Source organism: Sporosarcina sp. P32b (genome assembly GCF_002743335.1).
Classification (GTDB): domain Bacteria; phylum Bacillota; class Bacilli; order Bacillales_A; family Planococcaceae; genus Sporosarcina.
Window position 1 is genome coordinate 187,732 of record NZ_PDZB01000003.1, and the last position, 17,568, is coordinate 205,299.

General features: G+C 42.9%; 18 protein-coding genes. 17 read left to right on the forward strand and 1 reads right to left on the reverse strand.

Features of this window, described 5'->3' with window-relative positions; all coding sequences use genetic code 11:
* From CSV64_RS03985 to CSV64_RS04005, 5 genes are all read left to right on the forward strand, one after another.
* Positions 1-762, forward strand: coding sequence for an alpha/beta hydrolase (locus CSV64_RS03985; RefSeq protein ID WP_099632897.1), 762 nt, complete (start codon positions 1-3; stop codon positions 760-762).
* A 10-nt stretch (positions 763-772) separates the two neighbouring features.
* Positions 773-1,564, forward strand: coding sequence for an ABC transporter ATP-binding protein (locus CSV64_RS03990; RefSeq protein WP_099632898.1), 792 nt, complete (start codon positions 773-775; stop codon positions 1,562-1,564).
* A gap of 126 nt (positions 1,565-1,690) precedes the next feature.
* Positions 1,691-2,401: a dihydropteridine reductase gene (locus CSV64_RS03995; protein WP_099632899.1), complete on the forward strand. Its 711-nt coding sequence runs from the start codon at positions 1,691-1,693 to the stop codon at positions 2,399-2,401.
* 334 nt (positions 2,402-2,735) lie between these two features.
* Positions 2,736-3,065, forward strand: a complete 330-nt coding sequence (locus CSV64_RS04000) for an ArsR/SmtB family transcription factor (protein ID WP_099632900.1) — start codon at positions 2,736-2,738, stop codon at positions 3,063-3,065.
* Between the two features lie 3 nt (positions 3,066-3,068).
* The gene (locus tag CSV64_RS04005; RefSeq protein ID WP_099632901.1) at positions 3,069-3,479 is read left to right on the forward strand and encodes an SRPBCC family protein; all 411 of its coding nucleotides are present in this window, start codon (positions 3,069-3,071) and stop codon (positions 3,477-3,479) included.
* Between the two features lie 466 nt (positions 3,480-3,945).
* On the opposite strand, the gene CSV64_RS04010 is transcribed toward CSV64_RS04005, so the two are convergent.
* Positions 3,946-5,754, reverse strand: coding sequence for a helix-turn-helix domain-containing protein (locus tag CSV64_RS04010; RefSeq protein WP_099632902.1), 1,809 nt, complete (start codon positions 5,752-5,754; stop codon positions 3,946-3,948).
* Positions 5,755-5,993: 239 nt separating this feature from the next.
* Between CSV64_RS04010 and CSV64_RS04015 the strand changes: the two genes are divergently transcribed.
* The 12 genes from CSV64_RS04015 to CSV64_RS04075 all read left to right on the forward strand — a co-directional run bounded on the left by CSV64_RS04015 (position 5,994) and on the right by CSV64_RS04075 (position 17,393).
* Positions 5,994-7,133, forward strand: a complete 1,140-nt coding sequence (locus CSV64_RS04015; protein WP_099632903.1) for an acyl-CoA dehydrogenase — start codon at positions 5,994-5,996, stop codon at positions 7,131-7,133.
* A 42-nt stretch (positions 7,134-7,175) separates the two neighbouring features.
* The gene (locus CSV64_RS04020) at positions 7,176-9,143 is read left to right on the forward strand and encodes an acetate--CoA ligase (RefSeq protein ID WP_099632904.1); all 1,968 of its coding nucleotides are present in this window, start codon (positions 7,176-7,178) and stop codon (positions 9,141-9,143) included.
* Positions 9,144-9,240: 97 nt separating this feature from the next.
* On the forward strand, positions 9,241-10,599 hold the full coding sequence (locus CSV64_RS04025; RefSeq protein ID WP_099632905.1) for an acetyl-CoA carboxylase biotin carboxylase subunit: 1,359 nt from the start codon (positions 9,241-9,243) through the stop codon (positions 10,597-10,599).
* A 26-nt stretch (positions 10,600-10,625) separates the two neighbouring features.
* Entirely contained in the window at positions 10,626-10,838 is a 213-nt protein-coding gene (locus CSV64_RS04030; RefSeq protein ID WP_233190367.1) for an acetyl-CoA carboxylase biotin carboxyl carrier protein subunit, read from the forward strand.
* Positions 10,839-10,861: 23 nt separating this feature from the next.
* Positions 10,862-11,767, forward strand: coding sequence for a hydroxymethylglutaryl-CoA lyase (locus CSV64_RS04035; protein ID WP_099632907.1), 906 nt, complete (start codon positions 10,862-10,864; stop codon positions 11,765-11,767).
* A gap of 13 nt (positions 11,768-11,780) precedes the next feature.
* Positions 11,781-12,563 carry an enoyl-CoA hydratase gene (locus tag CSV64_RS04040; protein ID WP_099632908.1) on the forward strand — a complete coding sequence of 261 codons (783 nt, stop codon included), beginning with the start codon at positions 11,781-11,783 and terminating at the stop codon, positions 12,561-12,563.
* Positions 12,564-12,589: 26 nt separating this feature from the next.
* On the forward strand, positions 12,590-14,134 hold the full coding sequence (locus tag CSV64_RS04045) for an acyl-CoA carboxylase subunit beta (RefSeq protein WP_099632909.1): 1,545 nt from the start codon (positions 12,590-12,592) through the stop codon (positions 14,132-14,134).
* Positions 14,135-14,589: 455 nt separating this feature from the next.
* Entirely contained in the window at positions 14,590-14,961 is a 372-nt protein-coding gene (locus CSV64_RS04055) for an iron chaperone (RefSeq protein WP_099633023.1), read from the forward strand.
* A gap of 367 nt (positions 14,962-15,328) precedes the next feature.
* On the forward strand, positions 15,329-15,721 hold the full coding sequence (locus tag CSV64_RS04060) for a VOC family protein (RefSeq protein ID WP_099632911.1): 393 nt from the start codon (positions 15,329-15,331) through the stop codon (positions 15,719-15,721).
* 121 nt (positions 15,722-15,842) lie between these two features.
* Positions 15,843-16,271, forward strand: coding sequence for a VOC family protein (locus CSV64_RS04065; protein ID WP_099632912.1), 429 nt, complete (start codon positions 15,843-15,845; stop codon positions 16,269-16,271).
* 154 nt (positions 16,272-16,425) lie between these two features.
* A complete protein-coding gene (locus CSV64_RS04070; protein WP_099632913.1) occupies positions 16,426-16,923 on the forward strand; it encodes an SRPBCC family protein in 498 nt (165 codons plus the stop codon).
* Positions 16,924-16,994: 71 nt separating this feature from the next.
* Positions 16,995-17,393, forward strand: a complete 399-nt coding sequence (locus CSV64_RS04075; protein ID WP_099632914.1) for a VOC family protein — start codon at positions 16,995-16,997, stop codon at positions 17,391-17,393.
* The last annotated feature ends 175 nt before the right edge of the window (positions 17,394-17,568 follow it).

A 17,568-nucleotide genomic window follows, 5' to 3' on the forward strand; every position in this document is an offset into this window, starting at 1 on the left:
ATGACTTATAGACATATAGTGAAATCAATACGTCATTCTATATCAGAGACTGACTATAGAATTAAAATTGCCATCCCTAAGGAACCAGCACCAGAGGAAGGGTATCCTGTGTTTTATATATTGGATGGGAATGCTTACGGTGTTCTTTTCGAAAGTGTTGTGAAGTTGCAAGCACAACGCACCGAAAAAACAGGCGTACCTCTTGCGGTAATTGTATCGATAGGATATGCACAAGAAGAAATCTTTTCACCTTTACGTATATATGATTTCACACCACAAAGTGAAGTTGTCAACTTACCAGAACGGCCATCGGGAGTACCGTGGCCTACCTCTGGCGGTGCGGAAGAATTTTTAAAGGTATTAAAAAAAGTGAAACGAATGGTTCGACAAGAAGTCGAAATGGATGTTCGCAAGCAACTAGTTTTTGGCCATTCGTTGGGAGGACTATTTCTAGTTCAAACGCTTATTTTGGAGCCGGAATTATTCACACATTATTATATTTGCAGTCCATCTCTTTGGTGGAACCAAGAGCAAATACTACAGGATGCTTTGAAAATCACTCCTATAGAAAGTGTGATCTTTATAGCGTCAGAACAACAGGAAAAGCATAAGATGTTTGAAAATGTACAATCTCTATATAACCATCTGAAATCTTTGCCCCTGCAATCGGTCGAAATGTTTACATCTCCGGATGAAAATCACATGTCCATCATTCCAGCCAGCATGTGCCAAGCATTGCGATTTTTAATGAAAAATAAGTGAGGTGAATGGAATGATTGATGTTGAAGAAATTACTGTCGGTTATGGCTCGAAAATCATTATTGAAGAACTAAGTGTCGCGATACCTAAAGGACAAATCACGACAATTATTGGACCAAATGGATGTGGCAAATCTACTTTATTAAAAACTATTTCTCGTATTTTACAAGCGAGTCATGGCGCAGTCTTTATCGATCAAAAAGCGATTCATGAGACAAGCACGAAAGAAATCGCGAAAAAGATGGCCATCTTACCCCAAACAGCGGAAGCACCCGATGGATTAACGGTATATGAGCTCGTGGCATATGGTCGTTTTCCACATCAATCAAGTTTTGGTCGTTTAAAAAAAGAAGATATTGAGGCGATTGATTGGGCGCTAGAAGCAACAAACTTAACTGAATTTCAAGAGCGACCCATTGAAGCATTATCTGGGGGTCAGCGACAACGTGTATGGATTGCGATGGCGCTTGCTCAAGATACAGATATTTTAATATTAGATGAACCGACGACGTATCTTGACATGGCGCATCAACTTGATGTTTTACAATTGGTAGAACGACTCAACAAAGAACAAGGGAAAACGATTGTGATGGTGTTGCATGATATAAATCACGCCTCTCGTTTTTCAGATTTCTTAATAGCTATGTATAATGGTGAAATTGTAACAGAAGGTATACCAGAGCGCGTCGTTACTTGTGAACATTTGCAGCAGATCTTTCAAATTCAAGCAATCCTATCGATTTGTCCTTTTAGTCAAAAGCCAATATGCTTATCTTATGGGAAATTAAATACGAGTGTATTATGAATACATGTTGTAATTTAACTAGTATATGTGGGATCAACAGGCTTATTTTAGCCTCTTAGAGAGATGTATTCAATTTTAATTAAAGTTATAGTAATGATACATATAATTAGCTAAGGAGAATATATAATGCAAATATACTGGACTAAAATTAATACTATTATAGAAGAAACACCTGAGGTTAAAACGTATATGCTCGACTGTCCGAAAGACTTTACATGGGAAGAAGGTTCCCACACCCACTTCGCACTGGAAGGTTTTAATGCGGGAGATAAACCAAACCGTAGCTTGATTCGTCACATGTCAATCTCCACTTTACCGCACGAAAATTTCATCGGTATCACAACACGCATCAGAGAGCAGTGCTCTGAGTTTAAAAACATATTAAGAAAACTTGAGGTTGGCGATGAGGTTGCAATCTTTAAAACACACTCAAATGTACCGCTTAAAAGAGAAGACAAAAATGTTTACTTGCTGTCATCAGGCGTCGGTCTGGCAACTTTTAGACCGCTTGTACTTGACTATTTCGATCGTGCTGATCACGTCAATCACATTCATTCGTTGAACATCGACTCATCAAATAATTTCTTATTCACGAATATTTTTGAGTCCGCACCTGACAAGAATTTCACATCACAATTCGTCGACACTCGTAAAGACTATTATGAAGAAGTGAAAAGTCTTTCGGCAGACAAAGAGGGACTCTTCTATGTTGTCGGCAGTGACGAATTCCTTGTGCAGAACATTGCAGTTCTACGTGAGCAGGGCATCAAACCTGAACAAATTATGATCGACAAGCATGAACATTCGTTGCCTGAGTTTTTATCGATTGATATGTAAACTTTAGTCAGACTTTAATAAAGATCATTGTGTAATATTCCTTTAAAAACTTTTAAATAATGACATGGATTTTAGCAGGAAACCAGTGAAGTAAGTAATCACAATGACAAAGCTTTTCCCAATTGGCACACGTCCTAACTAAGGATTTGTGTCTTTTAAAATTGAAGAGAGTATTTTGTGATTATTAGTAAAATGAAGGAATATGAAGAAATATGCAAATAAAAAAGTTGATTTTGAATTTAATTATTGACGAGTGAATAAAGGTATATTAATTATGTCAAGAATGAACATTGACACGTCACTGTTAGGTGTCCTATATGCGAGGTGGGAGGTTATGAGCGAAAGAAAACAAAAACGTGATGTGTATGTAGCTATCGCTGATCCAACAAGACGTAAATTGCTATATTTGTTGGCAGAGGCAGATGCAGATGAATTACCTTTGTACGAGCTAACTTCGGAATTTCAAATGGGGCGTACTGCCATATCTAAACATTTGGCTATTCTTAAAGGGGCTGACCTAGTTACTGTACGTAAAGTAGGAAGAGAAACAAGATATCGAATAAATGCTACCCCATTGCAAGAAATTAAAAACTGGGTATCATTTCATGAGAATTTCTCGATGGAAAAAGTAGCACATGTAAAACAAAAGGTATCGGAGGAATAGACCATGGCAGATGTATCATTAGACTTTCAATTTACAAGTTCGATTGAGCAAGTGTGGAAAGCGTTAACAGATTCAGATATGCTGGCAAAATGGATATGGCAAAATGACTTTTCACCAGTAATCGGAGAAAAGTTCCAATTTCGTTCTGAGCCAAATGAATGGTGGGATGGAATCGTTAATGGTGAGGTGCTTGAAGTAGAGGAACCTCACATATTAACATACACTTGGGCAAGTGCTGGTGAAACGACTACGATCACATGGACGTTAAAAACAGGTTCAGATGGTAATACGCATGTACATTTTCAACAAACTGGTTTCAGTGAACAAACAAAAGCAACCAAAGGCGCTATTGAAGGAGCCAAATACAGTTGGACGAATTTTGGAGAGCAACTTAAAAAAATAGTAGAAAAATGATTACTTGTGGCTTTAGCTAACTGAACAAGCCCTAGTAGCGTATAATAAGTAACAATAAACAGAACACTAAATGGGTGTTATTTCCAATTAGTATTCTGTTTTTCGAATTAAGGAGAAATTAGAAATTTTACATCTGCTCCATTTGAATAGTAATCAATCATTTTTAATAAAATAAATTATAGATGGTTGAATATTTGCATCCTTACTATTGCGTTATGTAATTCTTAAAAGAAGATAGAATGAACAGCACTGCAAACGTTAAGAAAATTGACGTTTACAGTGCTGTTCTTTGTTTGTATTCAGTAAATTTCAGCAGAATTAACTTTGTCCGACAAAAACGTTTTGAACAACATCGCGATATCTGTCCAAAGATAGTTGTCGATCACTTGAGCACATGATACGAATGATTGACCTACATTTATTGAGCTATCAGTGGAAATTCCAAAGACTGGAGCCCATCCCCTTATCACCGTTTAATATAGTGGTAAATATTCCCCGCCAGCTGAATGTTGAATAATTGCTGGCCATCTGTCAGATCGGTTGAAAGAATTTCTTCAATCCGTTTTAGGCGGTAGTTCAGCGTGTTGGTATGGACGTGAAGGGCGACAGCGGTTCGTTTGATGTTTTGGTTTTGACGCAAATAGGTAAGTAGTGTTTGCAACAAGTCTCCTTTTCGAGTTTGTTCGTATTGAATAAGCGAGCCGATGACTTCGTGGACGAAATCGAGCAGTTCTTCTTCTGAATTTTGTAAGATGAAACGCTGGATGCCGAGGTCTGTGTAGGACAGTGCGCGTTCTTCGAAATGGTAGCTTTTCATGAATGTGATGCATTTTTCAGCTTCTTTGAACGATTCATGTGCGGCGGCAAGGTTTGGTTTCATTCTGCCGATGCCGATAGTGATGTCGAGTTCATTGTATGTTTTTTCGATTTCCTGCTGCAAGTGCAAGGCGAGTTGTTTAATGCTACTTACTTGGTTTGCTGTCTGCAGTTTGGCAGGGTAGGAAAATAAGGCGACAAGCTTGTTTTGATCGATAAGCGCAGCGCCTTGCGAGTTTTTTCCCAGGAAGTACTTATTTGTCATATGGAGCAGGTTGTTGATGACGTTTTCGCTGATAGCACCGTGCTGCAATTTGTCTTTGTTTTCGACGTTGATACTGACGGCGATGTAGTTGCGGTTCAAGTCGAATTGTAGATTTTTTGCCTGCTTCATTAATGTTTCATCGATCGCCTGGCCAGATAATATTTTTGTCATGAATTCGCCCTGCAGACGCTGCTGTGTTTCATAGACAGCTTGTACTTTGACGAGCTCGAGCATGATGACCGTGCAGATGTGTTCGAGCGCGATGATTCCAGCTTCTCCGATTGGATCTTTTGAAACGATGATGAGCGTGCCGAGCGACTTCATTTTCGATTGTAGCGACAGCGCGATGAATTGATACGTTTCGAGGCCTAGCGTGATTTCAGAGACGCTATACGGCCTATTGGGCGACTGGTCGTTCTGTTTCGCAAAGCGTCGTACTTCGCTTTGCATCTCTTCTGACACAGGCGTGCGGCAGGCAGAAGCGGTCAGTTCGCCTATTTCATCGAATAAGAAAATATGCTCGCCGATTGTTTTGTAAATATAGTCGATAATGGATTGGATTCCTTCTCCGTTGACGACGAGATTGGCGATGTTGCGCTGCGTTTCAATCGAGCGTGACAGCTGCTGGACAATCTTTTTTTCTTTATAATAAATATTCGATTTTTCGAGCGCGATGGCGGCTTGCTCGGCGATCGCCTCTAATAGTTGCATATCCTCTTTTTTGAAATGAAGTGATTTATCGAATGAATCAAGCGTAATGACGCCTATGCACGTTCCTTTCGATAAAATCGGAGATGAAATGATTGAAGTAAAATGGAAATTATCAGGAATCGATTCGTCAAGAAGCGTTCGGTTGTCAGGAGTGAGTGTATCGAGCGCCTGTTTGATTTCTTCTTCGTTTTTAAACACTAGCCCTTTTTCCATTTGAAACGTCATACCCGTCATAGATTCCCCGCTGCTTAATTCAATCGATTTAAAGATTTGTGGATAAAACAAGCCATGTGCGGATTTGGCCATCAGGCGCTGTTTCTGCTGGTCGAAAACCCAAATTGAACCGCCTCCTGCTGCGTCTACTGCGGAAATTGCTTCACCGATAATTAAGTCGAAAATCGTTTCAATATCTAATGAAGAGTTTATGACAGTGGAAACATGTACAAGAGATTTGAGCTGGCGGTGAGTTAACGTGTCTTGCATAATCTATCATCCTAACCTTATGGTATTTTATGTTTTTTGTGTAAAACACACAAATTCTTTCGGAGAATCACACATGGAATTGACTTTTTTTATTGTTTATAATTATAAGTGAATTGGAAATAAAATGAAAGCGTGTCTATTGAAAGTATACGTATAGATGAAAGCGTTTGCAATGTAAGTGTTAATAGCACAAGTAGCGGCAATAACAGAATGTAATGAAAGAATGGAGGATATTGGATATGAATTTTGATTTAACGGATGAACAACAAATGGTGCGCAAGCTGGTTCGGGAGTTTGCGGAAGCGGAAGTGGCACCGGGTGCAGATGAGCGTGATCGTACAGGGGAATTCCCGAAAGAGATTTTTGAAAAGTTTTCAGAGCTAGGATTGATGGGGCTACCATTCTCAGAAGAGTACAGCGGTGGCGGAGCGGATACGACGAGTTTTGCGATTGTTACGGAAGAATTGAGCCGTGTCTGCGCATCGACAGGCATCACGTATTCTGCGCATATTTCACTTGGCGGCGCGCCACTTCATTTATTCGGCACACCGGAGCAAAAAGAGAAATATCTTACGCCGATTTGTACGGGCGAATCGTTCGGGGCGTTTGGATTGACGGAACCGAATGCTGGGTCCGATGCAGGTGGTACAGAGACGACAGCTGTACTTGAAGGCGATGAGTGGGTCATTAATGGTTCGAAATGTTTCATTACGAATGCGAGTTATGCGAAACATCTTGCCGTAACGGCGATTACAGACCGTTCGAAAGGAACGAACGGTATCAGTGCATTTATCGTACCAACTGATGCACCAGGGTTTACGGTCATCTCAAACTACGAAAAGATGGGGCTTCATTCTTCCAACACGACGGAATTGATTTTGGAAAACGTCCGTGTGCCGAAAGAAAATCTTCTCGGTGAAATTGGAAACGGTTACAAACAGTTTTTGGCAACGCTTGACGGCGGACGGATTGGCATCGCCGCGATGGGTGTCGGCATCGCGCAGGGTGCTTACGAGAAGGCGCTAAATTACGCGCAGGAACGAAAGCAATTCGGTAGAAGCATTTCGAACTTCCAGGCGATTCAGTTCAAACTCGCGGATATGGCGATGAATATTGAACTGGCACGCAATATGGTGTATAAAGCAGCTTGGCTGAAAGATCAAGGCCGTCCATTCAAAAAGGAAGCGGCATTTGCAAAATTATTTGCTTCTGAAATGTGCATGCGGGTCTGCGATCAAGCAGTGCAGATTCACGGTGGCTATGGCTATATTAAAGAATACCAGGTCGAGCGTTTCTTCCGTGATGCGAAACTTTTAGAAATCGGTGAAGGCACGTCTGAAGTTCAGCGCATGGTCATTGCAAAACAGATCGGTTGCTGATTTGTGAAAGGATTTTTAATGAATTGACAAAGGAGCGATTGAATGGATATTGAACGAGTTTTACAATTAGCGGCAAATAGTAAACTTATTTATCCTAGTGAAGAAAAGGTGCGCTCGACGTCAATTGGTAGCGCGGAAGCTTTCCAAGAACTTCTCCAGCAGTCCCAAGAAGATCCGGCTGCATTTTGGGATCAGCAAGCCCGTGAGCTCGAATGGTATGAACCCTGGAAAGAGACGATCAGCGGCACGCTTCCCGATTTCAAGTTTTTCGTTGAGGGCATTACAAATCCGAGTATCAATTTACTCGACCGGCATATACATAACGGCGCCGGTAACCGGACAGCGCTCATTTGGGAAAGTGAGAACGGCGATTCCAAGTTTTACACGTATTCGATGCTTCTTGCTGAAGTGAACCGTTTTTCCAATGTGCTTCGGTCATTTGGTGTAAAAAAAGGCGATTGTGTCGCGATTTATCTGCCGAACTTGGCGGAGGCGGTCATAGCGGTGCTCGCTTGTTTCCGTGTCGGGGCGATTTACAACGCAGTATTTTCGGGCTATTCCGAGCGTTCTTTGTCCGATCGTCTTGAAAGCTTTGAACCGAAAGTCATCGTCACCGCGGATGCAACAGTGCGCCGCGGCAAAGAAATCCGTTTGAAAGAAAAAGTTGATCAAGTAGCGCCGTCTACTTCATCAGTTGAAGCGGTCATCGTCGTCAATCGCATGGGTATCGATATCGATATGCAAGAAGGTCGCGATTACTGGTGGCATGAGCTGACGGAAAAAGCAAGCATTCATTGCGAACCTGAGCGCCTTGAAGCAAATGAAAGCGGCATTGTTTTCTATACGAGCGGCACGACGGGCAAGCCGAAAGGGATCGTCCATTCAGGAACGGCATTTGTCGTGCAGAACTATGTCTACGCGAAATACCATCTCGACCATCGAGATGACGATGTATTTTGGTGTACAGCGGATATCGGCTGGTTGACGATGCACATTTGGGGCATCGTCGGATCTCTTGCGAACGGCGTCACGACAGTTGTTTACGAAGGAGCGATCGATTATCCCGAGAAGACACGTTTTTATGAAATCATTGAAAAATATCGTGTCAATAAACTATTTACCGCTCCGACAGCGCTACGCATGTTGAAAAGCATGGGGGAGAAGCCGATCGAGCAGTTTGATTTATCATGTCTTGACGTAATCGCACTCGTCGGTGAGCCGTTCGATGCGGAGACATGGCACTGGACATATGAAGTGCTCGGCAAGAAAAAAGTTTATATTAACAACACGTGGGGGCAGACCGAAACAGCCGGCTCACCGATTTCAGGAGCAGCATGGCTGACGCCGATGAAACCCGGCTCTTCTGGCAAACCGTTTTTAGGCGCGGTGCTAGATGTCGTCAATGAAGTCGGCGAACCTGTGAAAGCCGGGCAGCTCGGCAACTTGATCATTAAACAGCCGTTCCCGATGTTGTGCCGGACGATTTGGAGAGAGCCGGAACGTTATTACGGTTCCTACTACAGCCAAGTCGACGGCAGCTACTATGCAAGCGATCTCGCACTAATCGATGAAGACGGCTATATTTGGGTAGTCGGCCGCTCCGACGATGCGTTCAACGTCGCAGGTCACCGTTTGAGCACGATGGAAATGGAAAGTGCTGTGCTTGAATGTGCAGGCGTGGCGGAATGCGCGGTCATTGGTGTGCCGGATGAAATTAAAGGGGAAGTGCCTTTAGTTTTCGTTCGCCTTTCTGAAAATGAAGCAGAAGGGCAGGAAGTTAAAGAACGGATTAAAGAAAACATCATCCGCCAAATTGGAAAAATAGCCCTACCGAAAGAGATCGTCCTAACCGACTCACTGCCGAAAACGGTGAGTGGAAAAATTATGCGCCGTCTGATTAAAGAAATCGTTACGACAGGCAGTGTTGCAGGCGATGTGACGGGGCTTGAAGATCCATCGACAGTTAAGGAACTTCAGAGCGTCATGGAAGCGAACACTGCGGGCAAATAAATGAACAGCAGAGCCGGTCTTTTTGTGGCCGGCCTTCTCTTTCTTAAATTGATACTGATAAAAGCTTGTTACAGGATAAATTGAAAGGGTGAATGTCATGTTTAAAAAGATTTTAATTGCAAACCGTGGGGAAATAGCGGCCCGTATTATGCGTACATGCAGAGCGCTAGACATTAAGACGGTCGGTGTCTATTCGGAAGCAGATGCGGAAGCTGTCCATGTCAAGCAGGCGGATGAAGCATATTTGCTCGGCGGACCCCGTGTAACAGAAAGTTATATGAAAATCGATAAAATTTTAGAAGCAGCTCATCAGTCGAAAGCAGAAGCGATCCATCCAGGCTATGGTCTGCTTTCTGAAAATGCCGAATTTGCTCGCCGCTGCGAAGAAGAAGGATTCGTGTTCATCGGACCTTCACCTGCAGTCATTTCTGAGATGGGCAGCAAAATCGCGTCGCGTAAGGCGATGGAAAAAGCCGGTGTTCCAGTCGTACCGGGTGTCACTCGTTCGCTTGCAGACGCGGAAGAAGCAATCGAAGTGGCGGAAAGCATTGGCTATCCGGTTATGCTGAAGGCATCTGCAGGCGGTGGCGGAATCGGTATGCAAGTTGTCCACAGCGCCGATGAAGTCGGCAAAGCGTTTGAAGGTAATCAAAAACGAGCTACTGATTTCTTCGGAGACGGCGCGATGTATATTGAAAAATTCGTCGAAAAACCACGCCATATTGAAATTCAGATTTTAGCGGACAATGAAGGAAATACAGTGTACTTATGGGAGCGCGAATGCTCAATCCAGCGCCGCCACCAAAAAGTCGTGGAAGAAGCACCGTCTTCATTCATTTCGGAAGAGACCCGAAAAAAAATGGGTGAAGCGGCGGTTAAAGCAGCGAAGTCTATCGGCTATAAAAACGCTGGCACAATCGAGTTTTTAGTCGATGCAGATCAAAACTTCTATTTTCTTGAAATGAACACACGACTGCAAGTAGAGCATCCGATTACGGAAGAGATTACGGGGCTTGATTTAGTGAAAGAGCAGCTTGAAATCGCAGCGGGGAAAACACTTTCATTTGCGCAGGCAGACGTCAAACGCGATGGGCATGCAATTGAAGTGCGGATTTACGCAGAAGATCCGAAAACATTTTTCCCTTCACCCGGGACGATCACGAAACTGAAGCTACCCGAAGGACCGGGCATCCGCCACGAATTGGCAGTCCACGGCGAGTCAGTCGTCACACCGTTTTACGACCCGATGATCGCGAAACTCGTTGTCAAAGGTAAAGACCGCGACGAAGCGATCGACCGGCTCCAGGAAGCACTTTCGAACTACCATATAGAAGGTATCAAGACAAATATTCCGATGCTACAGGAAGTAGCAACGCATGAAGCATTCCGATCTGGGGAAACGACAACGGAATTTGTGGAAAAATATTTGACGAAGAAAAAGATAAAACAAAAGTAGATGAAATGACACTGGGAGGAATTAGTATGACAGAAATTACAGCAAGCATGGCAGGAAGCGTTTGGAAAGTACTTGTGAAAGCAGGAGACGCAGTAGAAGAAGATCAAGACATCGCCATCTTGGAATCGATGAAAATGGAAATACCGATTGCTACTGATTTTGACGGCGTCGTAAAAGAAGTGAAAGTGAACGAAGGCGAATTCGTCAACGAAGGAGACGTCATCGCAATCATTGAATAAATCCTGTAGAAGGAGATGAAACGATGAAATGGCCTGAAACAATTACGATTAAAGAAGTCGGACCACGTGACGGACTGCAAAACGAAAAAATCTTCATTCCGACAGAAGACAAAATCGCCTGGATTAATAAGCTGTCAAAAAGCGGTCTGACATCGATTGAAGTGACGTCTTTCGTCAATCCGAAATGGATTCCGGCACTCGCGGACGCAAGTGTTGTGATGGCAGGCATTAAGCGGCAGCCTGGCATCTCTTATTCAGCGCTCGTCCCGAACCGCCAGGGGCTTGAACGAGCTTTTGCGGCGGATATCGATGAAGCAGCGGTGTTCATGTCGGCGAGCGAAACGCATAATTTGAAAAATATTAATAAGACGATCGTGGATACATTGCCTGTATTAAAAGAAATTGTCCAAGACGCGAATGCGGCGGGCAAGAGGACGAGAGGCTATGTGTCTACAGTGTTTGGCTGTCCATACGAAGGAGTGGTCGATACAGAAGCAGTCGTCCGCGTGTCGGAATCTCTTTTTGAAATGGGTATTGATGAGTTGTCGTTGGGCGATACGATCGGCGTTGCGAATCCGAGGCAAGTCCAGGAAGTACTTGACGTGCTGCTGAAACGTTTTCCAGCGGACAAATTAGCGATGCATTTTCATGACACGCACGGGACAGCTTTAGCGAATGTCCTAGCCTCGCTTGATATGGGCATTACGGTGTTCGACAGTTCAGCTGGCGGGCTCGGCGGCTGTCCGTATGCACCGGGTGCATCAGGCAACGCGGCGACAGAAGATGTATTGTATATGCTACACGGCATGGGGATTCATACCGGCGTCGATGAAGAGAAGATTTTAGCGGCGTCCGCGTTTATTCAAGAAAAAATCGGCCAGGCACTTCCAAGTAAAAACTTGCAGGCTGCCGGTGCGCATGATAGGTGAAGGGTGTGAGTGGATGGGGAATAAAGTGGTAGTAGAGAAGCGTGGCGACGGAATTGCGATCATTTTATTGAATCGTCCGGAAGCGGCGAATGCATTGTCAGTCGAGATGCTAAACGGGCTTTACGATGCGTTGCTAGAATGTCGCTACGACCGGGAAATCCGCGCAGTTATTATAACAGGCGCCGGTGAAAAAGCTTTTTGTGCGGGCGCTGATTTAAAAGAACGTGCAGGAATGAACCCGGTCGATGTGCGCAAGACGGTTTCATTGATCCGCCAGACGATTAACAGCATTGAATCACTTCCTCAGCCGGTCATCGCCGCAGTTAACGGTGTTGCGCTTGGGGGCGGAACAGAATTGGCGCTGGCATGCGACATCCGCATTGCAGCAGAGACGGCAAAGTTTGGATTGACGGAAACTTCTCTCGGCATTATTCCAGGAGCAGGCGGTACGCAACGTCTGCCCAGATTGATCGGCAAAGGACGGGCGAAGGAGCTTATTTTCACAGCGCGCAGAGTCGAAGCAGCAGAAGCAGCGGAAATCGGGCTCGCTGAATACATTGTGGCATCTGATCAGCTGATGGCTAAAGCACTTGCTGTCGCGGGACAAATCGCAGCGAATAGCCCGCTTGCTGTCGCGCAGGCGAAGTTCGCGATTGACCACGGCTATGATGTCGAACTGCAGACAGGGCTCGCAATTGAACAGAACGCCTATGAAGTGACAATTCCTTCTAAAGACCGGCTCGAAGGACTGAAGGCATTCAAGGAAAAACGCAAGCCTGTTTATACTGGCGAATGATGAATGATCATAAGGGAGGCAGGACGATGACAACAGATACAAAATCTTTGCAGCAAGCATTGAATGAAAGAGTAGAACAGATTAAAAAAGGTGGCGCGCCGAAATACCATGAGAAAAATGCGGATCAAGGGAAAATGTTCGTCCGGGACCGCTTGAAATTATTATTTGATTCGGATCTTAAAATCGAAGACGGTCAATTTGCGAACTGCATGGCGGGCGATCTTCCTGCTGACGGAGTTGTGACAGGCATGGGGAAGATTAACGGCCAAGTTGTTTGTGTCATGGCGAATGATTCCACAATTAAAGCAGGCTCATGGGGTGCGCGGACAGTGGAAAAAATTATCCGCATCCAGGAAACCGCTGAAAAATTAAATGTGCCACTCGTTTACTTAGTCGATTCAGCAGGCGCACGGATTACGGATCAAGTCGAAATGTTCCCAGGCCGCCGGGGTGCAGGAAGAATATTCCAGAATCAAGTAAAGCTATCCGGCCGCATTCCACAAATCTGTGTCTTGTTCGGACCGTCTGCTGCAGGTGGTGCGTATATCCCAGCGTTTTGTGATATCGTCATTATGGTCGACAAAAACGCTTCGATGTACCTCGGATCACCGCGCATGGCAGAAATGGTCATCGGTGAAAAAGTAACGCTCGAAGAAATGGGCGGCGCGCGCATGCACTGCACAACATCAGGATGCGGCGATGTGCTCGCGAAAAATGAAGAAGACGCAATCGCTGCGGCGCGGAGATATTTATCGTATTTCCCGGCAAGCTTTTCAGAAAGGCCTCCTGTACATGATGCTGTGGCACCGAAACAGCTGGATAAGACATTGGAAGAAATCATTCCGAAAAATGAAAACGCACCGTTCAATATGCACGACTTGATCAAGGGGATTATCGATGAAGATTCATTTTTCGAAATTAAGAAACTGTTCGCAGGCGAGCTTATTACTGGCCTTGCGCGCATTGATGGAAAAGCAGTCGGCATTATCGCAAACCAACCGCGCGTTAAAGGCGGCGTGCTTTTCCACGACTCTGCCGACAAAGCGGCAAAGTTCATCAATCTCTGCGACGCATTCCACATCCCCCTGTTGTTCTTAGTCGACGTGCCTGGATTCATGATTGGAACAAAAGTAGAACGTGCAGGCATCATCCGCCACGGTGCAAAAATGATTTTTGCGATGTCAGAAGCCTCAGTGCCGAAAATTTCTATCATCGTCCGCAAAGCATATGGTGCAGGATTGTACGCTATGGCAGGCCCGGCATTTGAACCAGATGCGTGTTTAGCGCTGCCAACTGCTTCCATAGCGGTCATGGGGCCAGACGCAGCTATCAATGCAGTCTACGCAAATAAAATCGCTGCGTTGCCTGAAGAAGAGCGCGCAGCTTATATTGAAGAAAAGCGTAATGAATACAAAGAAGATATCGATATTTACCACTTAGCTTCTGAAATGATTATTGACGGGATCGTCCCGGCAGACTCACTGCGTGATGAGTTGATTACACGCTACGAAGCGTATGCGACAAAATATGTCCAAGTTACAGACCGCAAGCATCCGGTTTATCCGGTGTGATCGAAAGCGACAGCCTACGCGTCATCATGAACTGAACCCCAAATGATAGACACTTTAAAAAGTGACTCCATTTGGGGTTTTTTATATGTCACTTCCTCTGTATACTGAAGGTAACTATTCGGCTAGAAGTGTTTTATATGAGTAAAATAATTTTCAATGAACATCGACGTAGACAGTTAAAATTAAATCCTAGTGTTCAATCTGTCTTAGATTGGATGATTCAACATATACCGGAATTTGAAACTTTGCTGTTAATAAGATTGGGTCCCTCACAAATTTTTTTTGACTTCTGGCAGAAGACTTCCGCTACAAAGAATGATTCAGGTATAGCCCCTTGAGTTAGCGGGAGATGAATGTCGGTTGTCACTAGCCAAAGTATGTATTCATCTGCTATAATCAGAACATACATTCCCGTTTATAGAGATGATATTAGTAATTATTTTAAAGGAGGTCACATAATGGTTTTTTCAAAATATCTGGCAAGTATCGATCATCCCGACCATCGTGAACGGATGGAGGAAGTGTTGAAGTGGGTTGCTAATGAATTTCCCGATTTGGAACCGGTCATCAAATGGAATACGCCAATGTTTTCTAATCATGGCACTTTTATAATTGGTTTTTCCGTAGCAAAGCATCATATGAGCATTTCACCCGAATACGCAGGGATCGCGAAATTTGCAGATGATATTGCGCAACACGGCTACAGTGCAACTAAAGGCTTGTTTAGAATTCAGTGGAATAAGCCAATCAATTACGAACTGCTTAAGAAAATTATTGAGTTTAATATAGAGGATAAAATGGACGTTACGAGCTTTTGGCGGAAATAGACAAGCGAAACTACCCACTGATATTTTAATCATTCTGGCAAAACCATTGAAGAGCAAATAGAGAATAGCTATTCTCAAAGAATTGTTAAATAAACGTTGTCTAATCAGCCTTAAACTGGTAATCAAGACTCTAAGAAATTGTCTTGATTAATTTATTTAGTAATTCAATTTTACTAGTAATCCATTCTGTGAAATGCTACCCTCCGAGAGTAGTGAGGGATAGAAGGCGCAAGAGGAAGACATACTAATTACTACTGATAAGTTAAAAATGGGTATATATCAAAATCTAGCTGCTTTTAATTATCGGAGTAAGAACGATTGGATATAAATGGGGAACATGTTCTGTACTAAAAGGAGGAGGGAAAAGATGGGAAGAGTAGTTCACTTTGAAATTCACGTAGACGACATGGAAAGGGCACAAAAGTTTTATGGGGATGTATTCGGATGGACCTTTCAGGACTGGAGTGAGTATGCAGGAATGCCTTACTACGGAGCAGTGACTGGTGATAGTGACCTTGGAGTGGATGGAGCATTAATGCAACGTCAAGGTCCACGTCCAGAACGTAACCAACCACTAAATGGCTATGCTTGTACTATAGGAGTCGATAATTATGATTTAACGGAAGCAAAAATTATTGATGGTGGAGGCAGTGTTGCATTCCCTAAATACGCGTTGCCAGGAATGGCTTGGCAAGGCTATTATTTGGATACCGAGGGTAATGTTTTTGGGCTTCATCAACCAGATAAAAATGCAAAATGATAAGTTTTTTTGTGGGGAATATAATCTTAAACTAAAGAGACGTTTTGTTCTGTAATGATTTTAATGGGTTTATTTGCAGACAACTACATTCGTTTTGATTAAATTATAGGAGTGGTAGAATATGGCTATTGATATTTATTTAACGTTTAATGGAAATTGCCGTGAAGCTGTTGAATTTTATACAGAAGTTTTTGAAACAGAAGAACCTAATATTATGACTTTTGGGGATCAATCACCAAATCCAGAATACCCTCTTCCAGAAGAAGCCAAAAACTTAATTATGCATACTCGTTTAGCTATCGAAGGTAGCACTGTGATGTTTTCAGATACGTTCCCTGGTTCTCCTTTCACGCTTGGCAACAATATAAGCCTAGCTTACCAATGCACCGAAGAGAAAAAGTTACAAACGATTTACGAGAAACTAAAAGAAGGTGGAACAGTTGGGATGGAGCTCCAAGAGACGTTCTGGGCAAATCTTTATGGTAGTGTCACTGATAAATTTGGTGTAATTTGGCAATTGAGTGTAAACAAAGAAGACGCAGCTTATTAATAGCGCTCAATTTAAACTGCTTAATAATTCGTGATTTATTTGCGTTGATTAGCTGTTTAAACTATATTTCATACATTCATTAGTGAATGAAAAAATTACGTTTTCGATAAGTTGCTATTGAGCAATACAATAATTAAGTATAAGGGGTGTAAGTATGAGTAAAGTTTCATCTACTCGTTTGAAAATGATAAGAAATTTTGAAGTAGCTTCTGAAAAAGTATTTGATGCTTGGTTAAAACCAGAAATGATGGGAAAATGGTTCTTCACGTTGGAAGTAACGAATAAAGTGACGCGAAATAATCCTCAAGTAGGCGGTACTTGGGAAATTATTGACCACAGGGGAGGACAAGATTACCGTGCCATTGGCGAATACCTTGAACTTGATTCTCCTAAAAAAATCAAGCTCACTTTTAAGATGCCAGAAATGAGCGATTTAGAAGATACGATAACAGTTGAGATAAAAGAGCTCGAGCAAGGCTGCGAGATGACATTCACACAATTGATCCATGTTGCTCAAGAATCGAATTGGACAGTTTCTGAGATTGAAAAAGCACTTGACGAAATGCATGATGGTACTGAAGTAGGTTGGAATTATATGTTTATGGGACTGAAGGAATTAGTTGAAACAGGTGAAGTTAGCTACAAAGGCTAATAAATATTGAAATAGCTAGTTAAAATAGTTCAATCAAAAATAAAGTTTATGTAAAGAAAGGGAAGTTAAATATGAAGGACGTCAAACCATTTTTAATGTTTCAAGGCGGTACCGCAGAAGAAGCTATGAAATACTACACTTCACTCATCGATGAATCAGAAATTAAAAGTATTACTCGATATGGAGCGGAAGGGCCAGGTAAGGAAGGTACAGTTATACAAGCGTTATTTTCGTTAAAAGGGCAAGAGTTCATGTGTATCGACAGCCATATCGATCACGAGTTTACGTTTACGCCATCATTTTCTATTTATTTAACATGTGATTCTGAAGAGGAAATTGACAGACTTTATGAAAAAATGTTGCAAAATGGTACAGCCCTCATGCCTTTAGATAACTATGGCTTCAGTAAAAAATTCGGATGGCTGAATGACCAATTCGGAATTTCATGGCAGTTAAACTTACCAGAGTAATGTAGTGGTAAAAGAATTCTGAGATATTTCACAATCAGCTACTTAATTGAAAGCCTAGGCACATTTTTTATTTTATAGAAAAAGTAATATACAATTAAACGCTGACCCCATTTAGTTAATGTAAATGGGGTCAGCGTTTTTCAATTAAAAATATTACGAAAGCTTCGTGAAGATA

Excerpts from the sequence above, each read along its gene's own strand:
- CSV64_RS03985 (WP_099632897.1), top strand. The coding sequence starts at position 1 with ATGACTTATAGACATATAGTGAAATCAATACGTCATTCTATATCAGAG.
- CSV64_RS03990 (WP_099632898.1), top strand. The coding sequence starts at position 773 with ATGATTGATGTTGAAGAAATTACTGTCGGTTATGGCTCGAAAATCATT.
- CSV64_RS03995 (WP_099632899.1), top strand. The coding sequence starts at position 1,691 with ATGCAAATATACTGGACTAAAATTAATACTATTATAGAAGAAACACCT.
- CSV64_RS04000 (WP_099632900.1), top strand. The coding sequence starts at position 2,736 with ATGAGCGAAAGAAAACAAAAACGTGATGTGTATGTAGCTATCGCTGAT.
- CSV64_RS04005 (WP_099632901.1), top strand. The coding sequence starts at position 3,069 with ATGGCAGATGTATCATTAGACTTTCAATTTACAAGTTCGATTGAGCAA.
- CSV64_RS04010 (WP_099632902.1), bottom strand. The coding sequence starts at position 5,754 with ATGCAAGACACGTTAACTCACCGCCAGCTCAAATCTCTTGTACATGTT.
- CSV64_RS04015 (WP_099632903.1), top strand. The coding sequence starts at position 5,994 with ATGAATTTTGATTTAACGGATGAACAACAAATGGTGCGCAAGCTGGTT.
- CSV64_RS04020 (WP_099632904.1), top strand. The coding sequence starts at position 7,176 with ATGGATATTGAACGAGTTTTACAATTAGCGGCAAATAGTAAACTTATT.
- CSV64_RS04025 (WP_099632905.1), top strand. The coding sequence starts at position 9,241 with ATGTTTAAAAAGATTTTAATTGCAAACCGTGGGGAAATAGCGGCCCGT.
- CSV64_RS04030 (WP_233190367.1), top strand. The coding sequence starts at position 10,626 with ATGACAGAAATTACAGCAAGCATGGCAGGAAGCGTTTGGAAAGTACTT.
- CSV64_RS04035 (WP_099632907.1), top strand. The coding sequence starts at position 10,862 with ATGAAATGGCCTGAAACAATTACGATTAAAGAAGTCGGACCACGTGAC.
- CSV64_RS04040 (WP_099632908.1), top strand. The coding sequence starts at position 11,781 with ATGGGGAATAAAGTGGTAGTAGAGAAGCGTGGCGACGGAATTGCGATC.
- CSV64_RS04045 (WP_099632909.1), top strand. The coding sequence starts at position 12,590 with ATGACAACAGATACAAAATCTTTGCAGCAAGCATTGAATGAAAGAGTA.
- CSV64_RS04060 (WP_099632911.1), top strand. The coding sequence starts at position 15,329 with ATGGGAAGAGTAGTTCACTTTGAAATTCACGTAGACGACATGGAAAGG.
- CSV64_RS04065 (WP_099632912.1), top strand. The coding sequence starts at position 15,843 with ATGGCTATTGATATTTATTTAACGTTTAATGGAAATTGCCGTGAAGCT.
- CSV64_RS04070 (WP_099632913.1), top strand. The coding sequence starts at position 16,426 with ATGAGTAAAGTTTCATCTACTCGTTTGAAAATGATAAGAAATTTTGAA.
- CSV64_RS04075 (WP_099632914.1), top strand. The coding sequence starts at position 16,995 with ATGAAGGACGTCAAACCATTTTTAATGTTTCAAGGCGGTACCGCAGAA.